Raw genomic sequence first — 25,202 nt, forward strand, 5'->3', positions numbered from 1 at the left:
AAAATACTCAGGGTCTTTTAGGGAGGAAAAAAGAATGAAGTTAAAGAAGTCATTTGCTTTTGGATTCATCACTTTATTTAGTTTAACACTAGCAGCGTGTGGTAACGGTGGTGCAAAGACAGACGATTCAGGTAGCTCTAAAACAGCTGATGGAAAGCCTAGCGGAGAACAGATTTTCCGTGTCAATGAATTACAAGAAATGCCAAGTGCTGATTTATCAGTAGCGACAGACGTTATCAGCTTTACTGCTTTAAACAATGTATATGAAGGAATCTATCGTTTGAATTTAGATAATAAACCAGAACCTGCAGGGGCTAGCGAAAAAGCTGAAGTCAGTGAAGATGGTATTACGTACAAAATCAAATTAAACGAAAAATCTAAATGGTCAGACGGCAAACCCGTAAAAGCAGAAGATTATGTTTATGGATGGCAACGCACGGTTGATCCTGCGACAGCTTCAGAATATGCCTACCTTTACGAGTCTGTAAAAAATGGTGCAGATATTGCAGCAGGTAAAAAAGACAAAGCTGAATTAGGAATCAAAGCAACAGGTGATTATGAATTAGAAATCACTCTAGAAAAAGCAACGCCATACTTTGATTATCTATTAGCATTCCCATCATTCTTCCCACAAAGAAAAGATGTTGTTGAAAAATATGGTAAAGAATACGCTACAACAAGCGAAAATTCAGTTTATAACGGACCGTTTGTATTAGACGGGTTCGATGGACCAGGTACCGATACAAAATGGTCATACAAGAAAAACAAAGATTATTGGGATGCTGACACAGTTAAATTAGATGAAGTACAAGTCAATGTTGTAAAAGAAGCACCGACTTCATATAACTTATTCCAAGATGGACAAGCAGATGACGTTCAATTGACTGGTGAATTAGCGCAGCAAGCAGCGAATGATCCACAACTTGTGATTCAAAAAGAAGCTTCTACACAATATATGGAATTAAATCAAATTGATGAAGATTCACCATATAGAAATGAAAACCTAAGAAAAGCCATTTCTTATTCAATCGACCGTAAATCATTAGTTGAACAAATCTTAGGAGACGGTTCAGTAGAACCTAAAGGCCTAGTTCCAGCAGATATGTCTAAATCGCCAGATGGCAAAGAAGACTTCACAGAAGCTGCTGAAGACAAGATCTCTTACGATAAAGAAAAAGCAAAAGAGCATTGGGAAAAAGCTAAGAAAGAGCTGGGTATTAAAACGTTAGATATTGATATCTTATCTTCAGATGCAGACTCTTCTAAGAAAACAGTAGAATATATTCAAGGTGCAATTCAAGAAACATTAGATGGAACAAAAGTAACTGTAAGCCCAGTTCCATTCTCTGTTCGTTTAGATCGTTCTAACAAAGGGGATTTCAAAGCTGTTATCGGTGGCTGGGGAGCAGACTATGTCGATCCAAGTAGCTTCTTAGATTTATTCCAAACAGGAGTTCCTTATAACCGTGGTCACTATAGCAATACTGAATATGATAAAGCATTAAAAGCTGCTTCAACAACCAATGCTAATGATCCTGAAAAACGTTGGGACAATTTAGTTGATGCAGAGAAAATTATTATGGGTGACATGGGTGTGATTCCGCTTTATCAAAAAGCAGAAGCTCACTTACGCGCTGAAAAAGTAAAAGATGTTGGTTTCCATCCAGCAGGCGCGCAATACGATTACAAATGGACTTACATTTCAGAATAGTCTGAAATAGTTTTCTATAGTAAAAGGACCTTTGCCCTCTTTGAATAAAAAGGCAACGGTCCTCTTGCTATCTTTGCTCATAAAAAGTAAAATAATAAAGAAACAATAGAGACAATCAGTAAAATACCTCCTGTTTCAAGCCAGTAAAGCTGATGTGCTTTACCTATCTCTGAAAATGGGATAAATTCTTTCGGTTCATTTTTCTTCCTAAAACGAAAATGCATTTTCATAAAACGTTGGAAATTATCGAAAAATCCTGAGGACATGATCCATAAGGCGAACCCGATAATTAAAAAGAATAATGAAACGATGAAGAAGGTATCAGATATAGAACGGATAGTCAGTGACTGTTTTATCAGTAGGTAAGTAAAAATACCGATGCTTGAGACCGCTGAGGTAATCAAGGGCCATTTCATTTTTTTCATGTGCTCATCCTTACTTAATTTTCTATCCTTACTTTATCGAAAAAAACTGATGAAGTCAAAATAATCTCGGAGGTGTCATTCTTGAACAGTTTTGGAAAATATTTTCTTAAACGGGTCTTCTTCATGATCATCACATTGTGGCTGATCGCAACGATTACGTTTTTCTTAATGCAATTATTACCAGGTACTCCTTATACCAACCAAGAAAAACTTAGTCCAGAAACAATTGCTATGTTGAATAAGCAGTCAGGTTTAGATAAGCCAGTGATCGTTCAATACGGAATTTATCTAAAAAACCTTTTAGTGGGTGATTTTGGAATCTCATTCCAATTTAAAAATCAACCAGTAGCCAAACTTTTGGTAGGCCGTATCGGACCATCAGTACAATTAGGGGCGCAAGCAATCGTCTTTGGTACACTAGTAGGTATTTTACTAGGAATCATTGCAGCGATGCGTCAAAATACATGGGTAGATACATTAGCTACGTTAATGGCTATTTTAGGACGTTCGATTCCTAACTTCGTTTTTGCGGTATTATTGCAATATATCTTCGCGATGAAATTAAAAGTTTTACCAATTGCAATGTGGAATGGTTTTGCTTATACAATTTTACCGACGATTGCGTTGGCAATGAGTCCCATGGCCGATTCCGCCAGGTTTATACGAACGGAAATGGTTGAAGTTTTACATAGTGACTATGTAGAGTTAGCACGAGCTAAAGGCTTGAGCCGCTGGCAAGTTGCTGTGAGACATGGACTTAGAAATAGTTTGATTCCATTGATCACCTTACTTGGACCATTAGCTGTTGGTTTGATGACGGGATCTTTAGTAGTTGAAAATATTTTTGCGATCCCAGGTATTGGGGAGCAGTTCGTAAAATCAATCATGACAAACGATTATCCGACAATTATGGCAGTGACGATTCTATATTCTGCTTTGTTAGTATTCGTAATCTTGATCGTTGATTTACTTTATGGATTAATCGATCCAAGAATTCGTGTTTCAGGAGGTGCCAAAGGTTAATGGAAACAGTTGACTTAAACAATGTCCCAGAAAAAATTAAAAAAATCCCTGCAAATGATTTCCAGCCTTTGGATACATCAACAACCAAGGAACGTGAAAGAATTGCAACGCCGTCGCTAAGCTTTTTACAAGATTCTTGGCGTCGTTTGAAAAAGAATAAAGCAGCCGTGATTTCTTTAGTTTTCTTAGGAATCATCATCTTTATCTCAATTATCACGATTTGGGTCTCACCACATGATCCAACTCAGCAAAATGTCGCTTATATCAATTTACCGCCGCGTATTCCATTTTTAGATAGTATCAATGGCTTTAACGGTACAGCGAATGTTGCTGGTAAAATGGTCGACAAATATGCGCAAGCAAATGTTCCAGACAATGTGAATTTCTACCTAGGAACAGATGGTTTAGGCCGTGATGTATTAAGTCGTTTATTTATGGGCACACGTATCTCATTATTGATTGCGTTTATCGCAGCATTACTTGATATTACGATCGGTGTAACATATGGTTTGATTTCAGGTCTATTAGGTGGACGTGTGGATACAGTGATGCAACGTGTACTTGAAGTTCTTTCTGGAATTCCTAACCTTGTTGTCATGATCTTGATGCTGACTGTTTTTGATCCAGGTATTTTATCAATTGTTTTAGCAATGGTGATTACTAACTGGATTTCAATGGCCAGAATTGTTCGGGCTCAGACATTGAAACTAAAAGATCAAGAGTTCGTTTTAGCTGCTCAAACATTAGGTGAATCTCGTTTGAAGATCGCCATCAAACATATATTGCCGAATATCTCTAGTGTGATCATCGTTCAAATGATGTTCAGTATCCCATCGGCAATTTTCTTCGAAGCGTTTCTAAGTTTCATCGGTTTAGGATTAAGACCGCCGACCGCTTCTCTTGGAACATTATTAAATGAAGGGTATAAAACGTTCCGTTTCCTTCCATATTTGATGTGGATTCCTGCCGTAACTTTGTCAGTCGTAATGATTTGTTTCAACTTGTTAGCTGACGGACTACGTGATGCCTTCGATCCTAAGATGAAAGAGTAGAGTGAATGACTATGGAAAAAGTATTAGAAGTAAAAGACTTACAGATTTCTTTTGATACATTTGCTGGTAAAGTAAATGCTATTCGTGGCGTGAGCTTTGAACTGTTTAAAGGGGAAACTCTTGCAATCGTAGGAGAATCTGGTAGTGGTAAATCAGTCACTACTAGAAGTATCATGCGTTTGTTGAGCAGTAATGCAAACATCGACAATGGAGAAATTCTGTTTAAAGGTGAAGATATCGTACACAAAACGGAAAAACAAATGCAAACCATTCGTGGGAAAGAAATTGCCATGATTTTCCAAGACCCAATGACGTCATTGGATCCAACAATGCCGATTGGCAAGCAAGTAGCAGAATCGTTGATCAAGCACAATAAAGTATCGAAAAAAGAAGGACTTGATCAAGCATTAGAACTATTGAAATTAGTAGGGATTCCAAACGCTGAAAAACGTTTGAAAAATTACCCACACCAATTTTCAGGTGGACAACGTCAACGTATCGTTATCGCGATTGCACTGATTTGTTATCCAGAAGTTTTGATTGCAGATGAGCCGACAACTGCTTTAGATGTTACGATCCAAGCACAAATTTTAGAATTATTAAAAGACTTACAACAAAAAATCAGCACATCGATCATCTTTATCACCCATGATTTAGGTGTCGTAGCAAACGTTGCGGATCGTGTAGCTGTTATGTATGGTGGACGTTTAGTTGAAGTAGGAACATCAGAAGAGATTTTCTATAATCCGCAACATCCATACACTTGGGGCTTACTAGGCTCAATGCCGACAATGGAAGGGACGGAAGATAAGTTATATGCGATTCCTGGTTCTCCTCCCGATTTGTTAGACCCACCAAAAGGAGATGCGTTCTATCCGCGTAACGAGTTTGCCATGAAGATCGACGCAGAAGAAGCACCACCGTATTTTGAAGTATCACCAACTCATAAAGCTGCAACGTGGTTATTAGCACCGCAAGCACCAAAAATCACCCCTCCAGCTGAAATTGTAAGACGTTGGGCGATTTATGCTGAACGCCATAATACGACTGCAGGAGGCGTTAAATAATGAGTGAAAAAAGAAAAGTACTTTTAGATGTTAAAGGGCTAAAACAATATTTTAACGTTGGACGTCCTGACGAAGTTAGAGCTGTTGACGATATCAGTTTCCATATCTATGAAGGTGAAACATTTGGATTAGTTGGAGAATCTGGTAGTGGTAAATCTACAACTGGTCGTAGTGTAATTCGTTTATATGATCCAACTGGTGGCGAAATCATTTTCAATGGTGACGATATCAGTAAAATTCGTTCAAAATCTGGGATGCAGGCATTCCGTCGTGAAGTTCAAATGATCTTCCAAGATCCATACGCTTCATTGAATCCAAGAATGAAGGTCAATGATATCATTGCAGAAGGAATCGACATTAATCATTTAGCAAAAGATGCCGCTGAGCGTGAATCTAAGGTCAACGAATTACTAAAAGTCGTTGGACTTGATCCGAGTCACGGAACACGTTATCCACATGAGTTTTCAGGTGGTCAGCGTCAACGTATCGGGATTGCAAGAGCTTTGGCTGTTGATCCTCGTTTTATTATCTGTGATGAGCCGATTTCAGCTTTGGATGTATCGATTCAAGCTCAAGTTGTCAATTTATTACAAGACTTACAAAAAGATGCTGGACTGACTTATCTGTTTATTGCTCATGATTTATCCATGGTTAAACATATCAGTGACCGTATCGGTGTTATGCATAGTGGTAGATTACTGGAAATGGGGTCAAGTGATGATGTGTATAACTTTGGTGTACATCCGTATACTGAAAGTTTATTATCAGCGATTCCCTTGCCTGATCCAGATTATGAACGGACACGTAAACGTATCGTTTATAAACCACAACCAGAAGATAATAAAGAACGTAAACTAAGAGAAATCACGCCAGAACATTATGTGTACTGTTCTGAAGATGAAGTCGATGTTTATCGTAAAAAAATCGAAGAGAAAAAAGCCAAAACAACTCAGGAGTAGCAGTTGGTCAACTAAATACTAGCTAAGAAAAAGAAACATTTTTCTTAGCTAGCATTTTTAAAAAAGGGAATGAAGATAAGAAGTGAACAGTTGAAATAGTGTGTTTTCGGGATATTTCACCGCTTCTTGTTAAGGTGGGAAATAAATGAAGGTATTAAAGGCGTATAAATATAGACTTTACCCTACTTCATTACAAGAAGAGTTTATCAAAAAAACATTTTCTTGTGTCAGACTTGTGCATAATCTTTTATTACAGGAAAGAATTCAACTGTATAAACAATTGAAAGAAAACCCTGATCTAAACGTTAAACTACCGACACCTGCTCAATACAAAAAAGAGCATCCTTGTTTAAGGGAAGTGGACAGTTTGGCCTTATCAAATGCGCAGGTATACTTAGATCGAGCATTTAAAAAATTTCATCGAGAAAAATCAGTAGGCTTTCCCAAGTTAAAACAAAAAAAGAATGCTGTTAACTCTTATACAACAAATAATCAAAATGGTACAGTGAAAATTATTGATGGAAAATATTTGAAGGTACCTAAATTAAAATCGTTGATAAAAATGAAAATGCATCGGCCGGTAATAGGGAAAATAAAGTCAGCAACGATTTCTTTAACTCCCAGCAATAAATATTTCGTTTCAATCTTGTGTGAAGAAGAAATTCCAACTGTTGAAAAAACACATTCGGCTATCGGGATAACTTTAGGTGTTTCAGAATTTGCGGTATTATCAAATGGCAGACGCATTGATAATGATAAATACACAAAAGAGTTTGAACAACGGATCACGAGAGAAGAAAGAAAGTTGATGCGGCGTAAGGAAATTGCGAAATCTAAAGGAACAGAACTCTCCCAACAGAAAAACTATCAGAAACAAAAATTAAAAATAGTAAAAATGCGGGAAAAATTAATGAATCAGCGCATCGATTTTCTGAATAAAATCACGACAGAAATTGTTAGAAAGTATGATTTGATTTGTATCGAAGATATTCAGCAAGCCGATTTTTATAGAAATAATAAGTTGCATCGAGGAGTTACAGATGTTTCGTGGGCATTATTTGTCTCGAAGTTAGAATATAAAGCATCTTGGTATAACAAACGGCTGATCAAAGTTTCTGCATGCGGAAAATGTTCTGAACATTCAGATAATAAAGAACTAAGTCAAATATTTTTTCAAGATATTAATACGAAAAAAAGTAAAAATGATCCAGAAACAGCCGCTAGTGTTCAAGTCTTGATTCGAGGCTTACAAGAAGTTGTGCAATAGTCACTGGAGATAAAGAACTGTAGGGACTACAGGGATAGCCTAGGGTATATAAGATAGATATAGCGTTTATTCGATCATTTATCTTTTTCTAGGAAATTTCTAGCGAATAGAGATAGTTCACTAATTATTAGTTAATAAAAAATCATCTTCATTCTATTGCATCAAGTATGAACGTACTTAGGTAAATAGGATGAAGTTTTTTTGTTTGGTGTTGTCAAAAGTATAGTACAATATAAATAAGATAAAAAAATCGAGAAAGGGGATAAAAATGACAGAATACCAAGCACTTGTTTTTTTTGATTTGGATGGTACGTTATTAGGTTCTGATGCAACAATTCCTAAAGAAAATAAGCAAGCAATTTTGCAGTTAAAAAAGAAAAATATTCTACCTATGATCGCAAGTGGGCGTTCTCCAAAGGAAATCAAGCAGATTACAGCAGAAACAGGAATTGATTCTTATGTGAGTTTGAATGGGCAGTATAATGTTGTCGAAAATCAGGTTGTCTCAAAACATGCGATCCCAATAAAACAAATCAATGAATTGATGACGTTTTCTAAATCTTTAAATCATTCGTTAGCCTGTTATACAGAAGATGAGTACGCTGCGTGTTATTCAACGAAAAGCATGGAAAAATTATATCAATTAGATCATGCACCACTTCCACGAATTTCATTAGATTTCCACGAAAAAAATGAAATTTATATGGTCTATCTTTTTTCAGAAGAACCTGAGAAAGATTCTCTATATCGGCAGACCTTTGCGAGAGAACTAACTTTCTTTAGGGATAGTCCTTATTCATTAGCGGTTGTTCTAAGTGGTCAATCAAAAAAATCTGGGATTCAGCAAGTCATCAAACGCTTGAACTTAAACGAGTTACCAACGTATGCCTTTGGTGATGGAAATAATGATTTAGGCATGTTTGAAGCTGTACAGACTGCGATTGCGATGGGAAATGCAGCGACAAATGTAAAAGAGCAAGCTGATTTTATTACAAAGTCCCATGTAGAAGATGGCATTCGATTTGGTTTAAAACATTTTGGCTTATTAGATTGAGAGGAAGTAGAATCATGACAGTAAAAATGATTGCAGTAGATATGGATGGAACGTTTTTGACTAGTCAACAAGACTATGGTCGTGAGAAATTCAAGCAGTTGTACAACAAAATGAAGGAACAAGGTATTCGGTTTGTTGTGGCTAGTGGGAATCAATATTATCAATTGAAGTCCTTTTTTCCAGAAATCGCAACTGAAATCTCTTTTGTGGCTGAAAATGGTGCGTATATTGTCAGCGAAGGCAACGAGATTTTCAATGGTGAAATTGACCCGAAAACGATCCAAAAAGTATTGCAAATTTTAGTAAATTTTGAAGAGGGCCATATCATTCTTTGTGGGAAAAATAGTGCTTATGTTAGTCTTAACGAACCTGACGAATTTGTAGCACACGGTCAAAAATATTACCATCGTTTAAAAAAAGTGCCTGACTTACGTGAAGTGAAAGACGACACTTTGTTTAAATTTGCCTTGAGTTTTCCAGTGGATCAGGTAGAAACAGTATTGCATCAGTTGCATGTTGCTTTAGGCGATAAAGTTATTCCAGTTTCTAGTGGACACGGAGACGTTGATTTGATTGTACCTGGTATCCATAAAGCACATGGTTTGATTAAGCTACAAGAACTATGGGGGGTCAAAACAGAAGAAGTTGCAGCTTTTGGTGATAGTGGCAATGATTTAGAAATGCTGAAACATGCAGGATACAGCTATGCGATGGGCAATGGACAGCCAGAGGTCAAAGCAATAGCTAAGGAGATTATTTCATCGAATGATGAAAATGGTGTGTTACTAAAAATTGAAGAATTACTCCAAAACTAAACAAGCCAATAGATCACAGAACGCAATAGAAAGATGTTTCTCTCTTAGAAAAACTATTGACAATAGCGAATTATTATCGTATACTGTTAAAGTTGAGAAAAGAAAGCAGAAGCACCCGCTTCTCGCCTTAGTTGACAATGTCACTGGGCTAGATAGGATTCCTTGTATCGATCGATACAAGTCCGAACAATTGCGGGATCTGTATACAGAGCCTGTTTTTTATTGTATTTTATGACGATAATGAACACATAGGAAAAAAGTTTCGGCGCTGATTTTCTCTTAAAAAACTTGGAGGTGAATGACCATAGCAAAGGATATGATGGTGAACGACGGCATTCGTGCACGCGAGTTACGTTTGATCGGACAAGATGGCGAACAATTAGGTGTAAAAACAAAGGTAGAAGCATTGCAAATTGCTGAAACTGCGAATTTAGATTTAGTGCTAGTAGCACCTACTGCAAAACCGCCTGTTGCGCGAATTATGGATTACGGTAAATTCCGTTTCGAAACGCAAAAGAAAGAGCGTGAAGCTCGTAAGAAACAAAAAGTGATCAACGTAAAAGAAGTTCGTTTAAGTCCAACAATTGATTTAAATGACTTTAATACAAAACTTCGTAATGCACGTAAATTCTTAGAAAAAGGGGATAAAGTGAAAGCTTCGATCCGTTTCAAAGGCCGTGCCATTACCCACAAAGAAATTGGTCAGAAAGTTCTTGATCGCTTGGCTGAAGAAACTGCAGATATTGCTACAGTGGAACAAAAAGCGAAAATGGACGGACGCAGCATGTTCCTAACGCTGGCACCGAAGAATGAAAATTAAGCTAACAAGCTGATAATTAGTATGAAATTGTAGGAGGAAAATTAGTCATGCCAAAACAAAAAACACACCGCGGATCAGCAAAACGTTTCAAACGTACTGGTAACGGCGGGTTAAAAAGATTCCGTGCGTTTACAAGTCACCGTTTCCACGGTAAAACAAAAAAACAACGTCGTCAATTGCGTAAAGCAGGAATGGTTTCAGCAGGCGATTTCAAACGTATTCGCCAACAATTAGCAAGAATGAAATAAAAAAGCTTGCTTGATTTGAGAGAGCTGAAAAGATTCTTGTCACAACTTAGCAATTAAAAATAACTCATAGAGACAACAGATATATTAGGAGGAATTAACCATGGCACGTGTTAAAGGTGGCGTAGTAAGCCGTAAACGTCGTAAAAAGATCCTTAAGTTAGCGAAAGGCTATTACGGATCAAAACATACTTTATTTAAAACAGCAAAAGAACAAGTAATGAAATCTTATAGTTATGCATACAGAGATCGTCGTCAAAAGAAACGTGATTTCCGTAAATTATGGATTGCACGTATCAATGCAGCAGCTCGTATGAATGGCTTGAGCTATTCTAAATTAATGCACGGTTTGAAATTGGCAGAGATTGACATCAACCGCAAAATGTTAGCTGAATTAGCAGTGAACGATGCAGCAGCTTTTACAGCATTAGCTGACCAAGCTAAAGGTGCTTTAGCTAAATAATTGAATCTTCGTTGATTTATCAGCGTTTGTACCCACTCATTCGAGTGGGTATTTTTTTGAACTCATTTTAAGGTTAGGCTAAATTGAATATAATAGCTTGGAAAGTCGCTTTACAGCTATTTTTTGGTTTCAGTAAGTGAGTTACTAACTGTAATTGATAAAATTGTTGATCAAAAACAATTTCAACAGGTAATAACATTAGCACAGGAACATGTTAGATCTGCTCGAAAAGTAGCAGTTCAAAGCATTGTCTTATTGAAAAGCGAGCAAGAAGTACTACCTGTATCGGGGGGCAGGCTCTGCTTTAAGAGACGTTTGTAAAGCTGTATCAAAAACAGCTACCTGCTCGATTAAAAAAGCGGGTTTTAGGAGCCTCGATTTCAAGAAATGATTACATATCTATAAAACTCGTCAAAGAATCTATGGCGTCAATTATCGCGTTGTATGTAAAGTTGGTATAAAATTTAATTTACTCATCCACCATACTTTGCTATCATGAATACATACAGAATTTTACTGTATAAGAAGGGGAGTATTGGATGGAGTATATTAAAAAGTTTTTTATTGTTATTGGATTGTTCTTATTGAGCCAAGTTAGTATGACTGCCTATACAATAGCAAAGGGATCTTCAATGGAAATGGGCGAAGTGAACATGCCGCTATTTGCAACGATTTTATTGATTTTATTGGCAATTGGAAATATCTGGCTATTGATTTATGTCGCAAAAAAGCTAGGCTTTTTGAGTTTCAAATTTGATTTTCTAACGAAGAAAAATATTGGGATCATAATTGTTGGGATTATCTTAGCAAGAGTTATCGCTATCGGCGGAACGTTATTATTGAATAATCAAGGAGCTAAGTCAACGGCTAATGATGCGGTGATTCAAACTATATTTACAGGTGAAAATCCATTATTGATTATATTGTTGCTTGGGATTTCAGCACCAATTATGGAGGAAATTGTTTTTAGAGGTGGCATCATTGGCTATTGGTTAGAAAAATTTCCAATTGTTAGTATTGCAATCAGCTCCGTTTTATTTGGCTTGATTCATGGACCAACAAACTTGATTAGTTTTTTGATTTATGGTTTGATGGGGCTGATTCTTTCACTATCGTACTATAAAACACAACGCTTGGAGGTAAGTATATCCATTCATTTTTTAAACAATATACTTCCAGCAATCGTGATTGCTTTAGGTTTGATATAATAAAATAGAAATAAAAAAAGCAAAAAATCTCGATGATTTTTTTGCTTTTTTTATGATCAGGAACTAAAATTTCTTACAACATTCCGCGAATTATGATCAGTATGACCATGTGCAGTGGGTAAAATAGATAAAAGCCCCATTTAACCCAATTTGGCGAGTAGCCACGTTGATCATTATAATGTAAAAGCAACGGAATTGTTCCTAAAATGCCCAAAACGGATACCAGTTCATACCAAGGGACTGAACTAGGGGAAATAAGATAAGCAATCAATAGCAATAAAAACAAGAACCCAGCCGCATAAACGGGCGGAATAATTTTTTTTAAGTTAGGATTTTGAATCCGATAAAAACCAAAAATGATCAACACGCCAATCAAATTCCAATCAGACATTACTGTGGCAAAAGAAAAGCCAATGACTAAAAGGATATGTTCAGCTGTATTTTCTGTTTTATCATATAAAGTAATCAAAATCAGCCCCATTAGAAGCGTAAAGAAAATATTATTGACTAACTCGGTCGCACTAAAAGGATGATCAGGATAGAATAACATATGAAATGGATAGATAGAAATAATCCAGAAGAAAGCTAAACGCGTTGCATATTTTTTGATATTTCGCGTGTAATGAAAGCCTTCCACTAATAAATAGGCCATGATAGGAAACGTCAACTTCCCAATGAATTCAGTAAAAAAGAATAACTGATCGGAATAATCATAAAGCTTAAACCCGCTACCAATATGATTCAGCAACATAGCAACAATTGCAATTACCTTTAAATGAAAGGCATCTAATTTTTTGTTCATAAAATAATTCCCCCTAAACGTTCTGATTTAAAAATAACATATGTATCATTAAGAATCTTGGGGCTTTAGCTGTATTTTTCACTCTGATTTTTTAGATTGATGTTCACAATAATGGATTTAAGTGGTTCGTTTTGTATACATTATTTTAGTTTTAGATTTTTACATCGTGTAAAAAAAATGATATATTATTCTTATGAGGAAAAATAGTGAAAGTCTTAGGTTAGACAGATGCATGGCATCGAGCGTTATAGACTATCTCGCTATTAAAATGAAAGGAGGACAAAAATGAAAGAAGATCAGCGTTTCGGAATAATGAAAAAATATGTCAATCTTGTTTTAGATATTGTTTTAGGCGTGCTTGCCGTACTTATTTTAATTTTTATGATTCGTCAATTGATTGACATCAGTACATTTATTGCCAAACCAATGACGCCAAAAAACTTATCGATCGTAATGCAGGAAGTTGTGGCATTTTTCATGTTATTTGAGTTTATTATGATGGTGATTCGTTATATTCAAGAAGGTCATCATATTCCAATTAGGTATTTGATTCTGATTTGTATTACGGCAATCTTAAGACAACTGATGGTGATACATGGGGATGCAATTCAAACTTTACTGTTATCAGTGTCAATTTTATCATTGGTGATTGTATTGTTTGTACTTAATTTAAGCGGCAATAAGTCTTATGTGGGATTTAAAACCAATGTGGACGAGAGCAAAGAATCAATTAAATAAACAGAAAAGAGGTTACTCCAGTGTAAGGCTGAAGTAACCTCTTTTTAAATACTTAATAATGAAATCAAGACGATTGCTAAAAGTACTTGAATAAAACCAACGGATAATCCGTAAATCAAAAAACGTTTTCCTTCTTTGAAAAACTTTTGAAAGTCTAAGCGTAAACCAATTGCTGCTAAAGCAGTGATTTCAAACCAACCACTAAAGAAATGGGCTATTTCACTGAATTCTTTCGGTAAATGAATCAGACTATTTACAATACAAAATAAAAGAAATCCTACTACGTACCATGGTAAAGCTGAGATCTTTTTCTTAGATGGTGATCCGACAGTCTCTAAACTAGGCGTTCGTTGTTGTTTGAAGCGACCAAAAAGGTAAACAACTACTACCAACAACATGATGCGCATGATCTTAAATAACATAGCGAGTTCCACTACTTGTCCATTGATCATACTGGCACTTGCTACTACTTGCCCAACGGACTGTAAAGTACCGCCAATCAAAGCACTTTTTGTTAAAATGTCACTCCCATAAATAATAGACCCAATAAGGGGGAGTAGCAGCATCAGGATCGTGCCTAGCAAATTGACTAAAGTGATGATTTGCCCTTTCTCTTCTTCCTTTGCATGGATCGAAGGGGCGATCGATGCAATCGCAGAGGAGCCACAGACAGCATTTCCACCAGCCATCAATAAGGACATATTATCTGAAAATAACATTTTTTTTCCAAGAATATACGTCGCAATAATTGTCAAACTCATTTGTAAAAGGATAAAAAGTCCGCCTTTTAGCCCGATTTGAGCAATGGTCTGAAAGGTAACGGTTGCCCCTAACAAGACCACGGAAAATTCTAACAACTTTCCTTCAGCAATTTTGGTTCCTTTTTCAAGAACTGGATTTTTCAAAAAAGTATTGCCTAATAAAATACCCAGTAAAATAGCAATCGTAGCAGCGCCCAGAGTTGGTAGCCAAATAGCCACTACTTTGCTGATAACAGCTACGACAAACGCAGTTATTAGTCCTGGTAAAATGAGCATGATCGTTGTTGCATAAGAATTTTTTCCATTATTATTTTTCACTAAATCATTCCTCTTCTTTCTTTGTATCTCTTTGAATCTAGTATAACGAAATAATTTGCATTTGAGAAATAAATAGTTAAAATAATATCTATAACGAAAATGAATGGAAAGGATTACTATGTTTAAATTACTGAAAACCTTTCGTAGTGTTTACGAAACAAAAAATTTTTCAAAAGCGGCAGAACAGCTGTTTATCTCCCAACCAGCAGTGTCTAATCAAATTAAACAATTAGAAGAAGAATTAGCTATTCAACTATTTATTCGAAATGGGCGCCAAGAAATCATCACAACCAAGCAAGCAGATATTTTATATCATCATTTGCTTAATTTATCAGATGATTGGGAAGATGCACTACAAGCACTGCGAATCAAAGCAATTCCTAGAGAAACATGTCGGATTGTTGCTTCGAATACATTCGCCGTGTATTATCTGCCAGAAATGATAGTGCAGTTGATAAGCCAATTTCCAGAGGTTTCATTTATTTTAGAAATGGATAACTCTGAACAGGTCTTAGACAAAATCGAAAAACATCAAGCACACTTTGGCTTTATTGAAAAACCTTTAGTCACAGATTCAATTATTCGCCAAGAGATTTTATCCGATGAGTTAGTTCACGCTGGTGATTTTTCTCAAAAGCTTTGGCTTGTTCGAGAGGAAACTTCTGGTGTTTTTCATTATACAGAACGTTATTTTTTAGAGCAGAATCTGAATCCTCAAAAGATGGTCATCAAAAATAATGAAATGATCATTCGATGTTTAGAGCAAGGCATAGGTCAATCCATCATATCCAAAAAATCCCTGACGAAGAAAATAACCTGGCATTCTCTAAGCCAAGAATATCGAAGAAACTTTTATTTTATAAAAAGACAACACATCGAATCATCACAATTGCAAGCAATCAATCGATGGATTCAGGTCTATTGTCATAAAACAAATAGTTGAACTGCTTAAGAATGGTCGTTAAATGAATCGAAAGATTATTGTGTAAATAAAATAGCCGTTTTAATGGAAAAAAATAGGTGTCCTGTGCTATCTTAAATAAGAGATAATGAATAAAAATAGAGCAAGTATGTAGCTGAGTTTTGAGATGTGAGATGTAGTATAGTAGCTGTATGACAGGAGAAAACATCGTGGGAGAAGGATTTTTATGGAACATTCAGTTAAAAGAGTATGTGGCAACAGTGGACCAAACAATCAATATCGACCAAGAATTCATTGATTATTATCAAAAATTGGCAACGCAAGCCAATCAATTAGTAGCCAAAATAAATGCTGAGACATTGGCTGTAACCCTACCTAAATTGATGGCGATAGATGAAAAATGCACATTGGTTATTTTTTTTATCTTTAATGATTATGCACTAGAAAATGATACTGCCATCGATACAATTCGCTTAATTGAACAAGACTATAAAAAAACACATAGGGAAAAATACATTTTTGATATGCCGGAATACGAAACCTGGTCAATTTCGCAAAGAATTTTCTGATCGGTCTATCATTGTTACATAGGAACTTATTGGTAACAGCTAAAATCACTAGAACAATTTTGAAAAAGTGCAGCAAACGGTTAGCGTTGGTTGTATTTTTTTGTAAGTATTTCTAAACGTAGGAAAAACGATGAAAGGTGCTTTCTTTTTAAGAAAATGGCATGATACAATAATTCACTCTAACTCGTTGACATAGTGAATAAAAGGGAGTGTAATAGCATAAAATCAATTGATTATGTAGCAAAAATTATTAAAGAAATGGGAATAGATCACTTATCAGAATTTAAAATAGAAGAACAAAATAAAGCCTACGAAGGCGCAACCTTTGAAGTAGGAAATCAATCCTTTAGAAGTAGAAGAGCCAAAAAAACACCTAAAAAGTTAGGCTATTTTGTTGCATTTTGGGAAAAAGACGAGAACCGTAAAAATCAACCTTACGACTACGAGTCAGCACCAGATAAATTAATCATCACTATATTTGATCAAGATAAAATAGGACAATTTGTCTTTCCAAAATCAATTTTAGCAGATAAAAATAGTTTAACTAATAAGAAAAAACGAGGTAAAATGGCCTTACGCCTTTATCCAGACTGGATAAAGGGGTTGAATAAAACAGCAGCGGAGACACAACGTTGGCAACATTCTTATTTTATAGATCTGACAAATACGTGGGATTTGGATTTTTTAGACAAACTTTATTTTGGCTGAGCGTTTAAAAAAAGCTCAATCAAAAAAATGGAGATAAGCAAAATGCTTATCTCCATTGCTAATAGTCATCAATTAAGAAAATACAAATAACGATGTTTTTATAAAAGGAAGTATTGAAAAAGGGTGCGTTGGTTTGTACATTGCATTTTCTTAAAGAATACTTGGGAGTAGTAATTGACTATTAGCTTAAAAGAAACGCTGCTTACTCGTTTAATCATCCAGGAGAATGGGTAAGGCTGGTTGGGATCAGCCTTTAATCTTGTCAATGGTTGGTTGACATTGATATGTTATGAAAAAAAGTAAGCAAGCGTTCCTACCAGATAGAAACGGATAAATAAAAAAATGGCGCTGGATACACATCCAACGCCATTGTAAGTTCAATAAATAAGCATAAACATCTCCATGCCAGAAAAAACTAGTACAAACCTCTAGAAATTTCTGTCAAAATTGAGTAAAATGGAAGATGTCAATGTATAAATATTGGCTTAAGCAACTTGATTGGTCAGGTGTTCACTGACTGTTCAGGGCTTCATGATTTAGTTGGTAGCTAAATCATGAAGTGCTTTTTTTTTATCCTATTCGTTTCTATCTAACTTCCATTTTATAGGAAAACCGTTTTAGGGTCAATAAAGGGTTGGAAAAAAATTACATGAATGAGTATTTTCTAGTACTTTTCATGTGTAAATTATCTCTTTCATTAAAAAGGAAATAACTGTCCATTCTTGTTTTTAATAAAGAGAATAGAATACTAGCTTCCTTGAAGTGGATGGATGAGATGGCTACTGCTATCAAAACAATACCATTATTTTGGTTCTACAGGATATTTCACTGCGTTTTTTTTCATCTTTTCACGAATGATTTGTGGAACATCTAGGTCTAAGTCTGAAGCCAACATGAGTGAATAGATGAGGACATCTGCTAGCTCCTCTTGGATATTTTCAAAAGTGGCTGAGACTGCTTGTTCACTGGAACACCATTGGAAGTTTTCCAATAGTTCTGAGGCTTCTAAAGAAATTGAAATGGCTAAACTTTTTGGGGTGTTATAAGGACGCCAATTCCGTTCATCTCGAAACGCATTTATTTCTTGAATCAATTCATTCATACTTATTCTCCTAACCATTTACATTTTTATCTATTCTAACATAGAAATTTTTGACTGAAATAGTTTCTGCCAAAAATTCAATGATTCTTCCCTTTGAAAAAAGCCAATGCTAGCGTAAAATGAATGGAGTACAAACAAAAAAGCTGTGAGGAGAGAAGCAGTGTTGATAGAACTTGTAATGGTACTGACAGTTTTTACATATGGCAGTAATTTTATTTTATACATGACTCTTAGAACAAAAGAAAAAATCCAAGGAATTGAAAAGTTATCGATCTTTTTTGGTGTGAATATGACGGTTCTGCTTTTAGATGGTATTTTCTTGTTTATTGGTAAAGTCTTATCAGATAGTGGTATAACTGTTTTGGAATAGGTAAATATAAATTTCTGATAACAAATTATAGATATAGTAGCCAACAATACAATTTGTAGAAGAAATAAATGATTATTTTTCATGAAAATGAAAAAGATTATGAGCGAATAAAGATGATTTTGGGAACACTAAAGCAGAAGCAGATGAATTGACCGTAGGTAAAAAATATACGGGGAAAATTGATTATGATTCAGATCAAGATCATTTCTTCAGTAAAGTAGATTTAAATAATCCCTACGTGATAGTAACGAACAAACGATTAGTTGCGTTTGAAAAGAGTGAAGACCTAGAAAATCCGACTAATTGGGTTAGCGGAAGAGGAATACGCCAGTATGATGAAAGAAATGGCCGATTCTACGCAACGTGGGAAACGAGCAATCCATCGAACAAAACGTTAACCTACCTTTATTATTGTATGAGATGGGGAAAGGGCGACACTTATGAGCTGGAATTAGTGCCATATAAAAAGACAGCGCCAATCGTCAAAGAAAAAGAAGTCAAGATAAAGGTTGGCGAAAGCTATCAAATCGAAGCGCAAGCCACAAGTGGACTACCAGAAGAATATCGCTTAAAGAAAGAAGTGTTCTACGAAAAAAGAAATGACCGAATCGCATTTGGTAAGAACAATCTAGACGAAACAAATCGAACAAAAGAAATAATAGGAGTAGAACCTGGGACGTCATCTGTGACAGTAATCGACGAAATCTCTTATGAGAGAACAGAAATTAATGTGACGGTAGTTTCTTAGACACAACCATATTGAACGATGAAAAAATAGTCTATAGTTAAATCTTATTTACTTGAAAAGATTAATCATAGGCTATTTTTTTATTTAGAAATATAAAACTAAGTTGTAACATTGTTCCAAAAATAGAATGCGCATTGTTAAGAATGGGTTTGCTTGGAATTAATTTCCATTTTCTAAAAGAGGCTATAGAATTTACGTGATTAAACTTAGCGAGGGGAGATAGAAAAACTTTTGTATCTTTTTTTTATTAAAATTTCGGCTAAAAGTCCTATATGAATGACGCAAATTTTCTGATAAGGTACAATAGAAGGAAATAACTGGAGGGTAAAAGAATGGCAAAAATCATGATTATAGAAGATGAAGCAACGATTCGCGAATTGATCAGTGAAGAGTTGCAGAAATGGCAGTTTGATACCTTTGGAACAACGGATTTTAATAATGTTTTAGAAGATTTTCAGCGTGAAGAACCACAATTGGTTTTATTAGATATCAATTTACCTGTGTTTGATGGGTACTATTGGTGTCAGAAAATCCGAGAAATTTCGAAAATTCCAATTATCTTTATTTCAAGTCGCAATACGAACATGGATATGATCATGGCGATGAACATGGGCGCAGATGATTTTGTCACAAAACCATTTCAAATCGATGTGTTGATTGCTAAAATCAATGCTTTACTGCGTCGTTCGTATAATTATTCTGAGGTCGGTAGTGAAATCATGTCCCACAACGGAATTACATTGAATGTGGATAACGGCAGTATGGAAATCAATGGTGAAGTGATCGATTTAAGTAAAAATGAATACCGTCTATTGTATATTTTGATCAAAAAACATGGGAAAATTTTAACGAGAGAAAAATTATTGCGTGCGTTGTGGGAAGATGAACGTTTTGTAGATGATAATACCTTGACCGTCAACATCAATCGGTTAAGAAAAAAAATTGAACAGGCAGGGCTTGAAGGCTATATCGAAACAAAAGTTGGGCAAGGCTATATTGTTCCCTAGATAGGAGAAGAAAATGACGATTTATAAGTATTTAAAAGATCATTGGCTTCTGTTGATTGGCTGGCTATTTTTTATTGGAGTGACCTGTTTTATTTTATGGTTATCGCCTGATATGGTTGTGAATCCATCGATCATTGGGTATCTCGTGTTATTACAAGGACTATTTTTACTCTTGTTTTTAACGATCGATTATTCCTTAAAAAAACGGTGGTGGCGCTCATTAGATATTACGGAGCATCCGCCCTCTTTACAACAATACCTAGGAGAAGCGTCAAAATCAGAAGAAAAATTAGTGCAGGATTATATCAATGGCTTGTTAGTGGAGCATCAGCAAGGTATGCAACAAGCAATCAATAATCAACAGGAACAAAAAGATTATATCGATTCATGGGTTCATGAAATTAAAGTTCCTTTAGCAGCAGTCAATTTGATTTTGCAATCGATCGAAGATGATATACCTGAAAAAAAATACTACTTAGTTGAAAATGAGCTGAGCAAAATCGATGAATATGTGGAACAAGTACTTTATTATGCTCGTTTAGACAGTTTTTCTAGAGATTATTTAATTCAGGAGTATTCGCTAAAAGAAATCGTCCAATCTGTGATTCGCACGCAAGGCAATTATTTTATTCAAAAGAATTTGCGTTTTTCGATCGAAGGGGATGATCAAATAGTTTTGACTGATGCGAAGTGGGTCGCATTTATCTTCAAACAATTAGTGAGTAATGCCATTAAATATACACCGGCCGGCGGTGAGATTACAGTTACTTTTTCACAGACCAAAGAAGGTGCTTGGTTAGCCTTAAAAGATTCAGGAATCGGAATTCCTAAAGAAGACCAGCGTCGGGTTTTTGACAAAGGCTTTACAGGTGAAAATGGTCGGACAAGTGAACAGCATTCAACAGGTTTAGGACTATATTTAGCGAAAAGCCTTGCAGATAAGTTAGGGCATCAATTGACGATGGAATCAGTTGAAGGAGAAGGTACGACGATTTACTTGTTGTTTCCATTTTTAAGTTATTTTAACGAGCGAAGATAAGCATTAACATACTAAGTAAGGTGCTAATAACGAATAAAAGAATGTTAAAATCTTTAAATGAGAAAAAATCTATCAAAATTTTCCTATCTTATAGTTGTATAGTAAACGCTTTTATTGTTAGACTGAACACATCATACTTTTGATAGGAGTAGATTATGGAAATAGTAGTAGCATTGATCCCAATGTTTGCCTGGGGCAGTATTGGTCTTGTCAGTGGTAAAATCGGTGGTAGTGCGAATCAGCAGACTTTAGGCATGACCATAGGTGCGTTGATTTTTTCAATAGTTGTGTTTTTTGTTGTTCAGCCAGTGATCACTATTCAGATGATCGTGATTGGTATTTTATCCGGTTTATTTTGGAGTGTCGGGCAAAATCAGCAGTTTCATGGTATGAAATATTTAGGTGTGTCTGTAGGATTGCCTGTTTCAACAGGAATGCAGCTGATCGTCAATACGATTGCAGGTGCGGTTTTTTTTCATGAATGGAAAGGTAGTCGGGATTTTATTTTAGGATTTATTGCACTTGGGTTATTGGTGTTAGGGGCGTATTTAACGGCTCGACAAGATGATGACAGCGGTGTAGAAACAACGAATAAGCTATTTGATTTTAACAAAGGGTTACGAGCATTAATTATTTCAACAATTGGTTATGGTGCGTATACGATCATGATCAACGCAGCTGGCCTTGATCCGATGGGAATCATTTTGCCTCAAAGTATTGGTATGGTAATCGGTGCGAGTTTCTTTGCATTTAAGAAGGTTAAGCTGGATCGTTATGTCTGGACGAATATGACTTGTGGTCTGTTGTGGGGGCTAGGAAATATTTGTATGTTGTTGACGATGCGTCAAATTGGTTTGGCAATCAGTTTTTCTCTGTCCCAAATGGGCATTATTATTTCAACTTTAGGCGGAATCTACTTACTTGGTGAGCGCAAGTCTAAAAAAGAAATGAGATATGTCATTATTGGTTGCCTATTCGTTATTTTAGGTGGTATTCTTTTAGGGTATATGAAAGCGTAGATGTCCTATTTACGCTTATTTTTATGAGGACATTTTGCAATGGTTAAGAGTAGAAAATGGATAGATTTATTGGAGGAAAAGTAATGTCGATGTTTCGGAAAAAAGAGCTAACGGCTGTCTCAAGTGAGCCAAGCGCAATGAAAAAGGATTTAAAAACAATGGATCTGATCATGCTTGGGATCGGTGCCATTGTTGGAACAGGAATTTTTGTCGTGACAGGAGTTGCGGCTGAACAATACGCAGGACCTGCGTTGTCGCTTTCATTTTTAGTTGCGGCAGGAGCAATTATCTTAGCCGGGTTATGTTACGCGGAATTTGCCTCAAGGATTCCGGCAATCGGCGGTCCATACGCTTATATGTATGTTGTGTTTGGCGAACTTGTTGCTTGGATGACAGGCTGGTTAGTGATTTGTGAATTTTTTCTAGCTGTTTCTTCTGTAGCTTCAGGCTGGTCAGGTTATGTTCATGGCTTTTTAAATAGCCTTGGTGTAGATTTTCCAAAGGCATTGAGTGGTGCCTACAATCCAGCGAATGGTACTTATGTTGATTTGATCGCGATGCTGGTGCTTTTAGCAGTTACTTTTTGGGTGTCATTAGAAGCCAAAACAGCTTTACGGTTAAATAATGTGATGGTATTTGTTAAATTTGGCATTATTGCCCTTTTTTTAATCGTCGGCATTTTTTATGTGAAACCTGATAATTGGCAGCCGTTCATGCCCTTTGGATTTTCAGGTGTGGTAAGTGGTGCGGCTGTGGTTTTCTTTGCCTTTTTAGGATTTGATGCAGTAAGCATGACGGCAGAAGAGGTAAAAAATCCTCAAAAAGATATTCCAAAAGGCATCATCGGTTCGATCATTATAGCCACTGTTTTATATGTGATCGTCACATTAGTTTTAACTGGAATCGTACCGTTTGATGCTCTTGGTGTGAAAGACCCTGTCGCATTTGCGATGCGTTTTGTACAGCGCGATGGCGTAGCAGGTGTTATTTCCGTTGGGGCGATTTTAACACTTTTGACTGTGACAATTTCCATGATGTACAGTTTAGCTAGAATTATTTATGCCATCAGTAAAGATGGTTTATTGCCAAAATTTATGAGTAAGATCGATGAAAAAAAACGCACACCGAAAAATGCGACTTATGTAGCTGGGGTTTGCACCATGATTTTCGCAGGGCTAGTCCCAATGGAATTATTAGCCGAGTTGACGAATATTGTGACTTTGATGTACTTGATCGTTATGGCGATTGGCATTATTCGTTTAAGAAAAGTAGCCGGTGATCCTAAACCAGGGGAATTTAAAATTCCTTTTGTCCCGCTTGTTCCTATTTTATTAGTCATCGTCAGTATTGGGTTAATGCTGCAATTACAGGCGGCAACTTGGAAAGCTTTCGCAATAGCGTTGGTTTTAGGTTTTGTTATTTATTTTGCTTATGGTTATAAACATAGTAATGAAGGTAAAATTAAACATTAAACGTCAAAATCAGTGATCGAAAAGGTTGCTGATTTTTTGCTGTCTTTTTCTAGAATAAAGGAATTTTACTGTAAATCGTGATTCGTTTACAGTATAGTGATAGTAAATAATGAAAAAAGGAGAGGATCAAAAGCATGTCCTATCGTATTGAAAGGGATTCTATGGGAGAAATTCAAGTCCCAAAAAATGCTCTTTGGGGAGCGCAAACCGAACGCAGCCGTCAAAATTTTAATATTGGTATCGAAAAAATGCCGATTGCGCTTATTCAAGCCCTAGCACTGGTAAAAAAGAATGCGGCTAAAGCCAATGAAGCAGCTGGGAAGTTAAATACGGAGATCAGTCAAGCAATCCAACACGCAGCAGATACGATCATCAAAGGTGAGGTAGATGAACAGTTTCCGCTCTCTTTATGGCAGACCGGCAGTGGGACTCAAACCAATATGAACGTTAATGAAGTCATTGCTTATTTAGCGGCTAAAACTGGCATGACCGTGCACCCCAATGATCATGTCAATATGTCTCAAAGTTCAAATGACGTTTTCCCCACAGCGATTCATGTAGCCGCTGTTCGGTTGATTGAGCAGCAGCTATTCCCGGTCATGGAGCAGATGATTCAAACGCTGAAAAAACTAGAAACTGAAAATGAAAAAATCATAAAAATAGGAAGAACTCATTTACAAGATGCAACACCAGTGACTTTTGCACAAGAAATCAGTGGTTGGCGTTCTGGTCTGGAACATAGCTATCAGATGCTAGAGTTGACGTTGCATGAACTGAAACAATTGGCGTTAGGAGGCACAGCGGTAGGAACTGGATTAAATGCGTCAAAAGAATATATCCAACTATTTTTTAACTTTTTGAATGAAGAGACAGATAATCAATTTATAGAAAATCCTAATAAATTTCATGCATTAGCAAGCAAGGATGCTGTTGTTTTTACTTCAGGAGCATTAAAGGCGCTCGCTGCTAATGCGATGAAAATGGCTAATGATATTCGTTGGATGGCAAGTGGACCAAGGAGTGGCTTAGGTGAAATCACGATTCCTGCAAATGAACCAGGTAGCTCTATCATGCCTGGGAAAATCAATCCAACGCAATGTGAAGCATTGACCATGATTGGAATCCAAGTCATGGGAAATGATACAACAATTGGGATCGGTGCTTCCCAAGGCAACTTTGAATTAAATGTCTACATGCCAGTAATAGCATATAATCTGCTCCAAAGTATAGAATTGTTGGCCGATGGATTGCGTTCATTTGATCAAAATTGCTTGATCGGAATTAAAGCAGATCAGGAAAAAATGGCTTTATATGTGGAACGCTCGCTGATGCTTGTAACAGCTTTAAATCCTCATATCGGTTATGATAATGGCGCGAAGATCGCGAAAAAGGCTTTCGAAGAAAATACAACGCTAAAACAGGCCGCTCTATCTTCTGGATTAGTGACAGAAGAAGAATATGAACGTTGGGTCATACCAGAACAGATGTTAGGACAATAAATAGCGTTAATTTGGAAAG

General features: G+C 36.1%; 27 protein-coding genes. 23 read left to right on the top strand and 4 right to left on the bottom strand.

The genetic code is table 11. From position 1 onward, the window contains the following. Positions 1 to 34: 34 nt before the first annotated feature. Positions 35 to 1,711, top strand: a complete 1,677-nt coding sequence (locus tag IGJ50_RS10085; protein ID WP_069639345.1) for a peptide ABC transporter substrate-binding protein — start codon at positions 35 to 37, stop codon at positions 1,709 to 1,711. Positions 1,712 to 1,788: 77 nt separating this feature from the next. Here IGJ50_RS10085 and IGJ50_RS10090 read toward each other — a convergent pair whose 3' ends face one another. Continuing rightward, on the bottom strand, positions 1,789 to 2,136 hold the full coding sequence (locus IGJ50_RS10090; protein ID WP_069639344.1) for a DUF3899 domain-containing protein: 348 nt from the start codon (positions 2,134 to 2,136) through the stop codon (positions 1,789 to 1,791). Positions 2,137 to 2,217: 81 nt separating this feature from the next. On the opposite strand from IGJ50_RS10090, the gene opp1B reads away from it, so the two are divergent. From opp1B to IGJ50_RS10145, 11 genes are all read left to right on the top strand, one after another. After that, on the top strand, positions 2,218 to 3,159 hold the full coding sequence (opp1B, locus tag IGJ50_RS10095; protein ID WP_069639343.1) for an oligopeptide ABC transporter permease Opp1B: 942 nt from the start codon (positions 2,218 to 2,220) through the stop codon (positions 3,157 to 3,159). Further along, positions 3,159 to 4,211 (top strand): oligopeptide ABC transporter permease, encoded by a 1,053-nt coding sequence (opp3C, locus tag IGJ50_RS10100; RefSeq protein ID WP_069639342.1) that lies wholly within the window; start codon positions 3,159 to 3,161, stop codon positions 4,209 to 4,211. Before opp1B ends, opp3C begins: the two co-directional genes overlap by 1 nt. Before the next feature lie 5 nt (positions 4,212 to 4,216). Next, a complete protein-coding gene (opp1D, locus tag IGJ50_RS10105) occupies positions 4,217 to 5,278 on the top strand; it encodes an oligopeptide ABC transporter ATP-binding protein Opp1D (RefSeq protein WP_010771135.1) in 1,062 nt (353 codons plus the stop codon). Beyond that, complete coding sequence (locus tag IGJ50_RS10110) at positions 5,278 to 6,237, top strand: ABC transporter ATP-binding protein (RefSeq protein WP_429950223.1); 960 nt, start codon at positions 5,278 to 5,280, stop codon at positions 6,235 to 6,237. Before opp1D ends, IGJ50_RS10110 begins: the two co-directional genes overlap by 1 nt. Positions 6,238 to 6,382: 145 nt before the next feature. Then, positions 6,383 to 7,504, top strand: coding sequence for an RNA-guided endonuclease TnpB family protein (locus IGJ50_RS10115; RefSeq protein WP_069639340.1), 1,122 nt, complete (start codon positions 6,383 to 6,385; stop codon positions 7,502 to 7,504). Positions 7,505 to 7,772: 268 nt separating this feature from the next. Continuing rightward, a complete protein-coding gene (locus IGJ50_RS10120; RefSeq protein WP_069639339.1) occupies positions 7,773 to 8,558 on the top strand; it encodes a Cof-type HAD-IIB family hydrolase in 786 nt (261 codons plus the stop codon). Between the two features lie 14 nt (positions 8,559 to 8,572). After that, the gene (locus IGJ50_RS10125) at positions 8,573 to 9,373 is read left to right on the top strand and encodes a Cof-type HAD-IIB family hydrolase (protein WP_429950225.1); all 801 of its coding nucleotides are present in this window, start codon (positions 8,573 to 8,575) and stop codon (positions 9,371 to 9,373) included. A 298-nt stretch (positions 9,374 to 9,671) separates the two neighbouring features. Further along, the gene (gene infC / locus IGJ50_RS10130) at positions 9,672 to 10,193 is read left to right on the top strand and encodes a translation initiation factor IF-3 (protein WP_010762696.1); all 522 of its coding nucleotides are present in this window, start codon (positions 9,672 to 9,674) and stop codon (positions 10,191 to 10,193) included. A 47-nt stretch (positions 10,194 to 10,240) separates the two neighbouring features. Beyond that, entirely contained in the window at positions 10,241 to 10,441 is a 201-nt protein-coding gene (rpmI, locus tag IGJ50_RS10135) for a 50S ribosomal protein L35 (protein ID WP_010771140.1), read from the top strand. Positions 10,442 to 10,541: 100 nt separating this feature from the next. Beyond that, positions 10,542 to 10,901 carry a 50S ribosomal protein L20 gene (gene rplT, locus IGJ50_RS10140; RefSeq protein ID WP_069639337.1) on the top strand — a complete coding sequence of 120 codons (360 nt, stop codon included), beginning with the start codon at positions 10,542 to 10,544 and terminating at the stop codon, positions 10,899 to 10,901. A 539-nt stretch (positions 10,902 to 11,440) separates the two neighbouring features. Next, positions 11,441 to 12,109: a CPBP family intramembrane glutamic endopeptidase gene (locus tag IGJ50_RS10145; RefSeq protein WP_429950227.1), complete on the top strand. Its 669-nt coding sequence runs from the start codon at positions 11,441 to 11,443 to the stop codon at positions 12,107 to 12,109. A gap of 73 nt (positions 12,110 to 12,182) precedes the next feature. On the opposite strand, the gene IGJ50_RS10150 is transcribed toward IGJ50_RS10145, so the two are convergent. Then, positions 12,183 to 12,911, bottom strand: coding sequence for a TraX family protein (locus tag IGJ50_RS10150; protein ID WP_429950229.1), 729 nt, complete (start codon positions 12,909 to 12,911; stop codon positions 12,183 to 12,185). A gap of 285 nt (positions 12,912 to 13,196) precedes the next feature. Here IGJ50_RS10150 and psiE point away from each other — a divergent pair, with 285 nt between their 5' ends. Then, positions 13,197 to 13,649, top strand: coding sequence for a phosphate-starvation-inducible protein PsiE (psiE, locus tag IGJ50_RS10155; RefSeq protein ID WP_069639334.1), 453 nt, complete (start codon positions 13,197 to 13,199; stop codon positions 13,647 to 13,649). 44 nt (positions 13,650 to 13,693) lie between these two features. Here the strand turns inward: psiE and IGJ50_RS10160 are convergent, their stop codons facing one another. Continuing rightward, positions 13,694 to 14,686 (bottom strand): YeiH family protein, encoded by a 993-nt coding sequence (locus IGJ50_RS10160; RefSeq protein ID WP_429950964.1) that lies wholly within the window; start codon positions 14,684 to 14,686, stop codon positions 13,694 to 13,696. A 160-nt stretch (positions 14,687 to 14,846) separates the two neighbouring features. Here IGJ50_RS10160 and IGJ50_RS10165 point away from each other — a divergent pair, with 160 nt between their 5' ends. The 3 genes from IGJ50_RS10165 to IGJ50_RS10175 all read left to right on the top strand — a co-directional run bounded on the left by IGJ50_RS10165 (position 14,847) and on the right by IGJ50_RS10175 (position 16,927). Continuing rightward, positions 14,847 to 15,671 (top strand): LysR family transcriptional regulator, encoded by an 825-nt coding sequence (locus IGJ50_RS10165; RefSeq protein ID WP_069639333.1) that lies wholly within the window; start codon positions 14,847 to 14,849, stop codon positions 15,669 to 15,671. A 188-nt stretch (positions 15,672 to 15,859) separates the two neighbouring features. Next, complete coding sequence (locus IGJ50_RS10170; protein ID WP_239574205.1) at positions 15,860 to 16,219, top strand: DUF7006 family protein; 360 nt, start codon at positions 15,860 to 15,862, stop codon at positions 16,217 to 16,219. 258 nt (positions 16,220 to 16,477) lie between these two features. Beyond that, complete coding sequence (locus IGJ50_RS10175) at positions 16,478 to 16,927, top strand: MepB family protein (protein ID WP_069639331.1); 450 nt, start codon at positions 16,478 to 16,480, stop codon at positions 16,925 to 16,927. A gap of 802 nt (positions 16,928 to 17,729) precedes the next feature. Here the strand turns inward: IGJ50_RS10175 and IGJ50_RS10180 are convergent. Further along, the gene (locus IGJ50_RS10180) at positions 17,730 to 18,029 is read right to left on the bottom strand and encodes a nucleotide pyrophosphohydrolase (RefSeq protein ID WP_069639330.1); all 300 of its coding nucleotides are present in this window, start codon (positions 18,027 to 18,029) and stop codon (positions 17,730 to 17,732) included. A 163-nt stretch (positions 18,030 to 18,192) separates the two neighbouring features. Between IGJ50_RS10180 and IGJ50_RS10185 the strand changes: the two genes are divergently transcribed. The 7 genes from IGJ50_RS10185 to fumC all read left to right on the top strand — a co-directional run bounded on the left by IGJ50_RS10185 (position 18,193) and on the right by fumC (position 25,183). Beyond that, positions 18,193 to 18,399 (top strand): hypothetical protein, encoded by a 207-nt coding sequence (locus IGJ50_RS10185; RefSeq protein ID WP_069639355.1) that lies wholly within the window; start codon positions 18,193 to 18,195, stop codon positions 18,397 to 18,399. A gap of 148 nt (positions 18,400 to 18,547) precedes the next feature. Next, positions 18,548 to 19,147 carry a hypothetical protein gene (locus IGJ50_RS10190; RefSeq protein WP_429950231.1) on the top strand — a complete coding sequence of 200 codons (600 nt, stop codon included), beginning with the start codon at positions 18,548 to 18,550 and terminating at the stop codon, positions 19,145 to 19,147. Positions 19,148 to 19,479: 332 nt separating this feature from the next. Next, on the top strand, positions 19,480 to 20,154 hold the full coding sequence (gene sapR / locus IGJ50_RS10195; RefSeq protein WP_069639328.1) for a two-component system response regulator SapR: 675 nt from the start codon (positions 19,480 to 19,482) through the stop codon (positions 20,152 to 20,154). A 13-nt stretch (positions 20,155 to 20,167) separates the two neighbouring features. Continuing rightward, complete coding sequence (gene sapS, locus IGJ50_RS10200) at positions 20,168 to 21,193, top strand: two-component system sensor histidine kinase SapS (protein WP_069639327.1); 1,026 nt, start codon at positions 20,168 to 20,170, stop codon at positions 21,191 to 21,193. A 155-nt stretch (positions 21,194 to 21,348) separates the two neighbouring features. Further along, the gene (locus IGJ50_RS10205) at positions 21,349 to 22,212 is read left to right on the top strand and encodes a GRP family sugar transporter (protein WP_069639326.1); all 864 of its coding nucleotides are present in this window, start codon (positions 21,349 to 21,351) and stop codon (positions 22,210 to 22,212) included. An 83-nt stretch (positions 22,213 to 22,295) separates the two neighbouring features. Continuing rightward, positions 22,296 to 23,684 carry an amino acid permease gene (locus IGJ50_RS10210; RefSeq protein ID WP_429950234.1) on the top strand — a complete coding sequence of 463 codons (1,389 nt, stop codon included), beginning with the start codon at positions 22,296 to 22,298 and terminating at the stop codon, positions 23,682 to 23,684. Positions 23,685 to 23,818: 134 nt separating this feature from the next. Next, the gene (gene fumC / locus IGJ50_RS10215; protein ID WP_429950236.1) at positions 23,819 to 25,183 is read left to right on the top strand and encodes a class II fumarate hydratase; all 1,365 of its coding nucleotides are present in this window, start codon (positions 23,819 to 23,821) and stop codon (positions 25,181 to 25,183) included. The last annotated feature ends 19 nt before the right edge of the window (positions 25,184 to 25,202 follow it).

Origin of the sequence: Enterococcus sp. AZ101 (genome assembly GCF_050499005.1) — a bacterium.
Taxonomy (GTDB): Bacteria; Bacillota; Bacilli; order Lactobacillales; family Enterococcaceae; genus Enterococcus_L; species Enterococcus_L ureilyticus.

What these genes read in the sequence shown, in the direction of transcription:
- IGJ50_RS10085 (WP_069639345.1), top strand. Translation starts at nt 35, where the DNA reads ATGAAGTTAAAGAAGTCATTTGCTTTTGGATTCATCACTTTATTTAGT.
- IGJ50_RS10125 (WP_429950225.1), top strand. Translation starts at nt 8,573, where the DNA reads ATGACAGTAAAAATGATTGCAGTAGATATGGATGGAACGTTTTTGACT.
- IGJ50_RS10210 (WP_429950234.1), top strand. Translation starts at nt 22,296, where the DNA reads ATGTCGATGTTTCGGAAAAAAGAGCTAACGGCTGTCTCAAGTGAGCCA.
- IGJ50_RS10150 (WP_429950229.1), bottom strand. Translation starts at nt 12,911, where the DNA reads ATGAACAAAAAATTAGATGCCTTTCATTTAAAGGTAATTGCAATTGTT.
- IGJ50_RS10180 (WP_069639330.1), bottom strand. Translation starts at nt 18,029, where the DNA reads ATGAATGAATTGATTCAAGAAATAAATGCGTTTCGAGATGAACGGAAT.
- psiE (WP_069639334.1), top strand. Translation starts at nt 13,197, where the DNA reads ATGAAAGAAGATCAGCGTTTCGGAATAATGAAAAAATATGTCAATCTT.
- infC (WP_010762696.1), top strand. Translation starts at nt 9,672, where the DNA reads ATGACCATAGCAAAGGATATGATGGTGAACGACGGCATTCGTGCACGC.
- IGJ50_RS10205 (WP_069639326.1), top strand. Translation starts at nt 21,349, where the DNA reads ATGGAAATAGTAGTAGCATTGATCCCAATGTTTGCCTGGGGCAGTATT.
- opp1D (WP_010771135.1), top strand. Translation starts at nt 4,217, where the DNA reads ATGACTATGGAAAAAGTATTAGAAGTAAAAGACTTACAGATTTCTTTT.
- IGJ50_RS10145 (WP_429950227.1), top strand. Translation starts at nt 11,441, where the DNA reads ATGGAGTATATTAAAAAGTTTTTTATTGTTATTGGATTGTTCTTATTG.
- fumC (WP_429950236.1), top strand. Translation starts at nt 23,819, where the DNA reads ATGTCCTATCGTATTGAAAGGGATTCTATGGGAGAAATTCAAGTCCCA.
- sapS (WP_069639327.1), top strand. Translation starts at nt 20,168, where the DNA reads ATGACGATTTATAAGTATTTAAAAGATCATTGGCTTCTGTTGATTGGC.
- opp3C (WP_069639342.1), top strand. Translation starts at nt 3,159, where the DNA reads ATGGAAACAGTTGACTTAAACAATGTCCCAGAAAAAATTAAAAAAATC.
- rplT (WP_069639337.1), top strand. Translation starts at nt 10,542, where the DNA reads ATGGCACGTGTTAAAGGTGGCGTAGTAAGCCGTAAACGTCGTAAAAAG.
- IGJ50_RS10110 (WP_429950223.1), top strand. Translation starts at nt 5,278, where the DNA reads ATGAGTGAAAAAAGAAAAGTACTTTTAGATGTTAAAGGGCTAAAACAA.
- rpmI (WP_010771140.1), top strand. Translation starts at nt 10,241, where the DNA reads ATGCCAAAACAAAAAACACACCGCGGATCAGCAAAACGTTTCAAACGT.
- sapR (WP_069639328.1), top strand. Translation starts at nt 19,480, where the DNA reads ATGGCAAAAATCATGATTATAGAAGATGAAGCAACGATTCGCGAATTG.
- IGJ50_RS10120 (WP_069639339.1), top strand. Translation starts at nt 7,773, where the DNA reads ATGACAGAATACCAAGCACTTGTTTTTTTTGATTTGGATGGTACGTTA.
- IGJ50_RS10165 (WP_069639333.1), top strand. Translation starts at nt 14,847, where the DNA reads ATGTTTAAATTACTGAAAACCTTTCGTAGTGTTTACGAAACAAAAAAT.
- IGJ50_RS10090 (WP_069639344.1), bottom strand. Translation starts at nt 2,136, where the DNA reads ATGAAAAAAATGAAATGGCCCTTGATTACCTCAGCGGTCTCAAGCATC.
- IGJ50_RS10160 (WP_429950964.1), bottom strand. Translation starts at nt 14,686, where the DNA reads ATGCTCATTTTACCAGGACTAATAACTGCGTTTGTCGTAGCTGTTATC.
- IGJ50_RS10175 (WP_069639331.1), top strand. Translation starts at nt 16,478, where the DNA reads ATGGGAATAGATCACTTATCAGAATTTAAAATAGAAGAACAAAATAAA.
- IGJ50_RS10115 (WP_069639340.1), top strand. Translation starts at nt 6,383, where the DNA reads ATGAAGGTATTAAAGGCGTATAAATATAGACTTTACCCTACTTCATTA.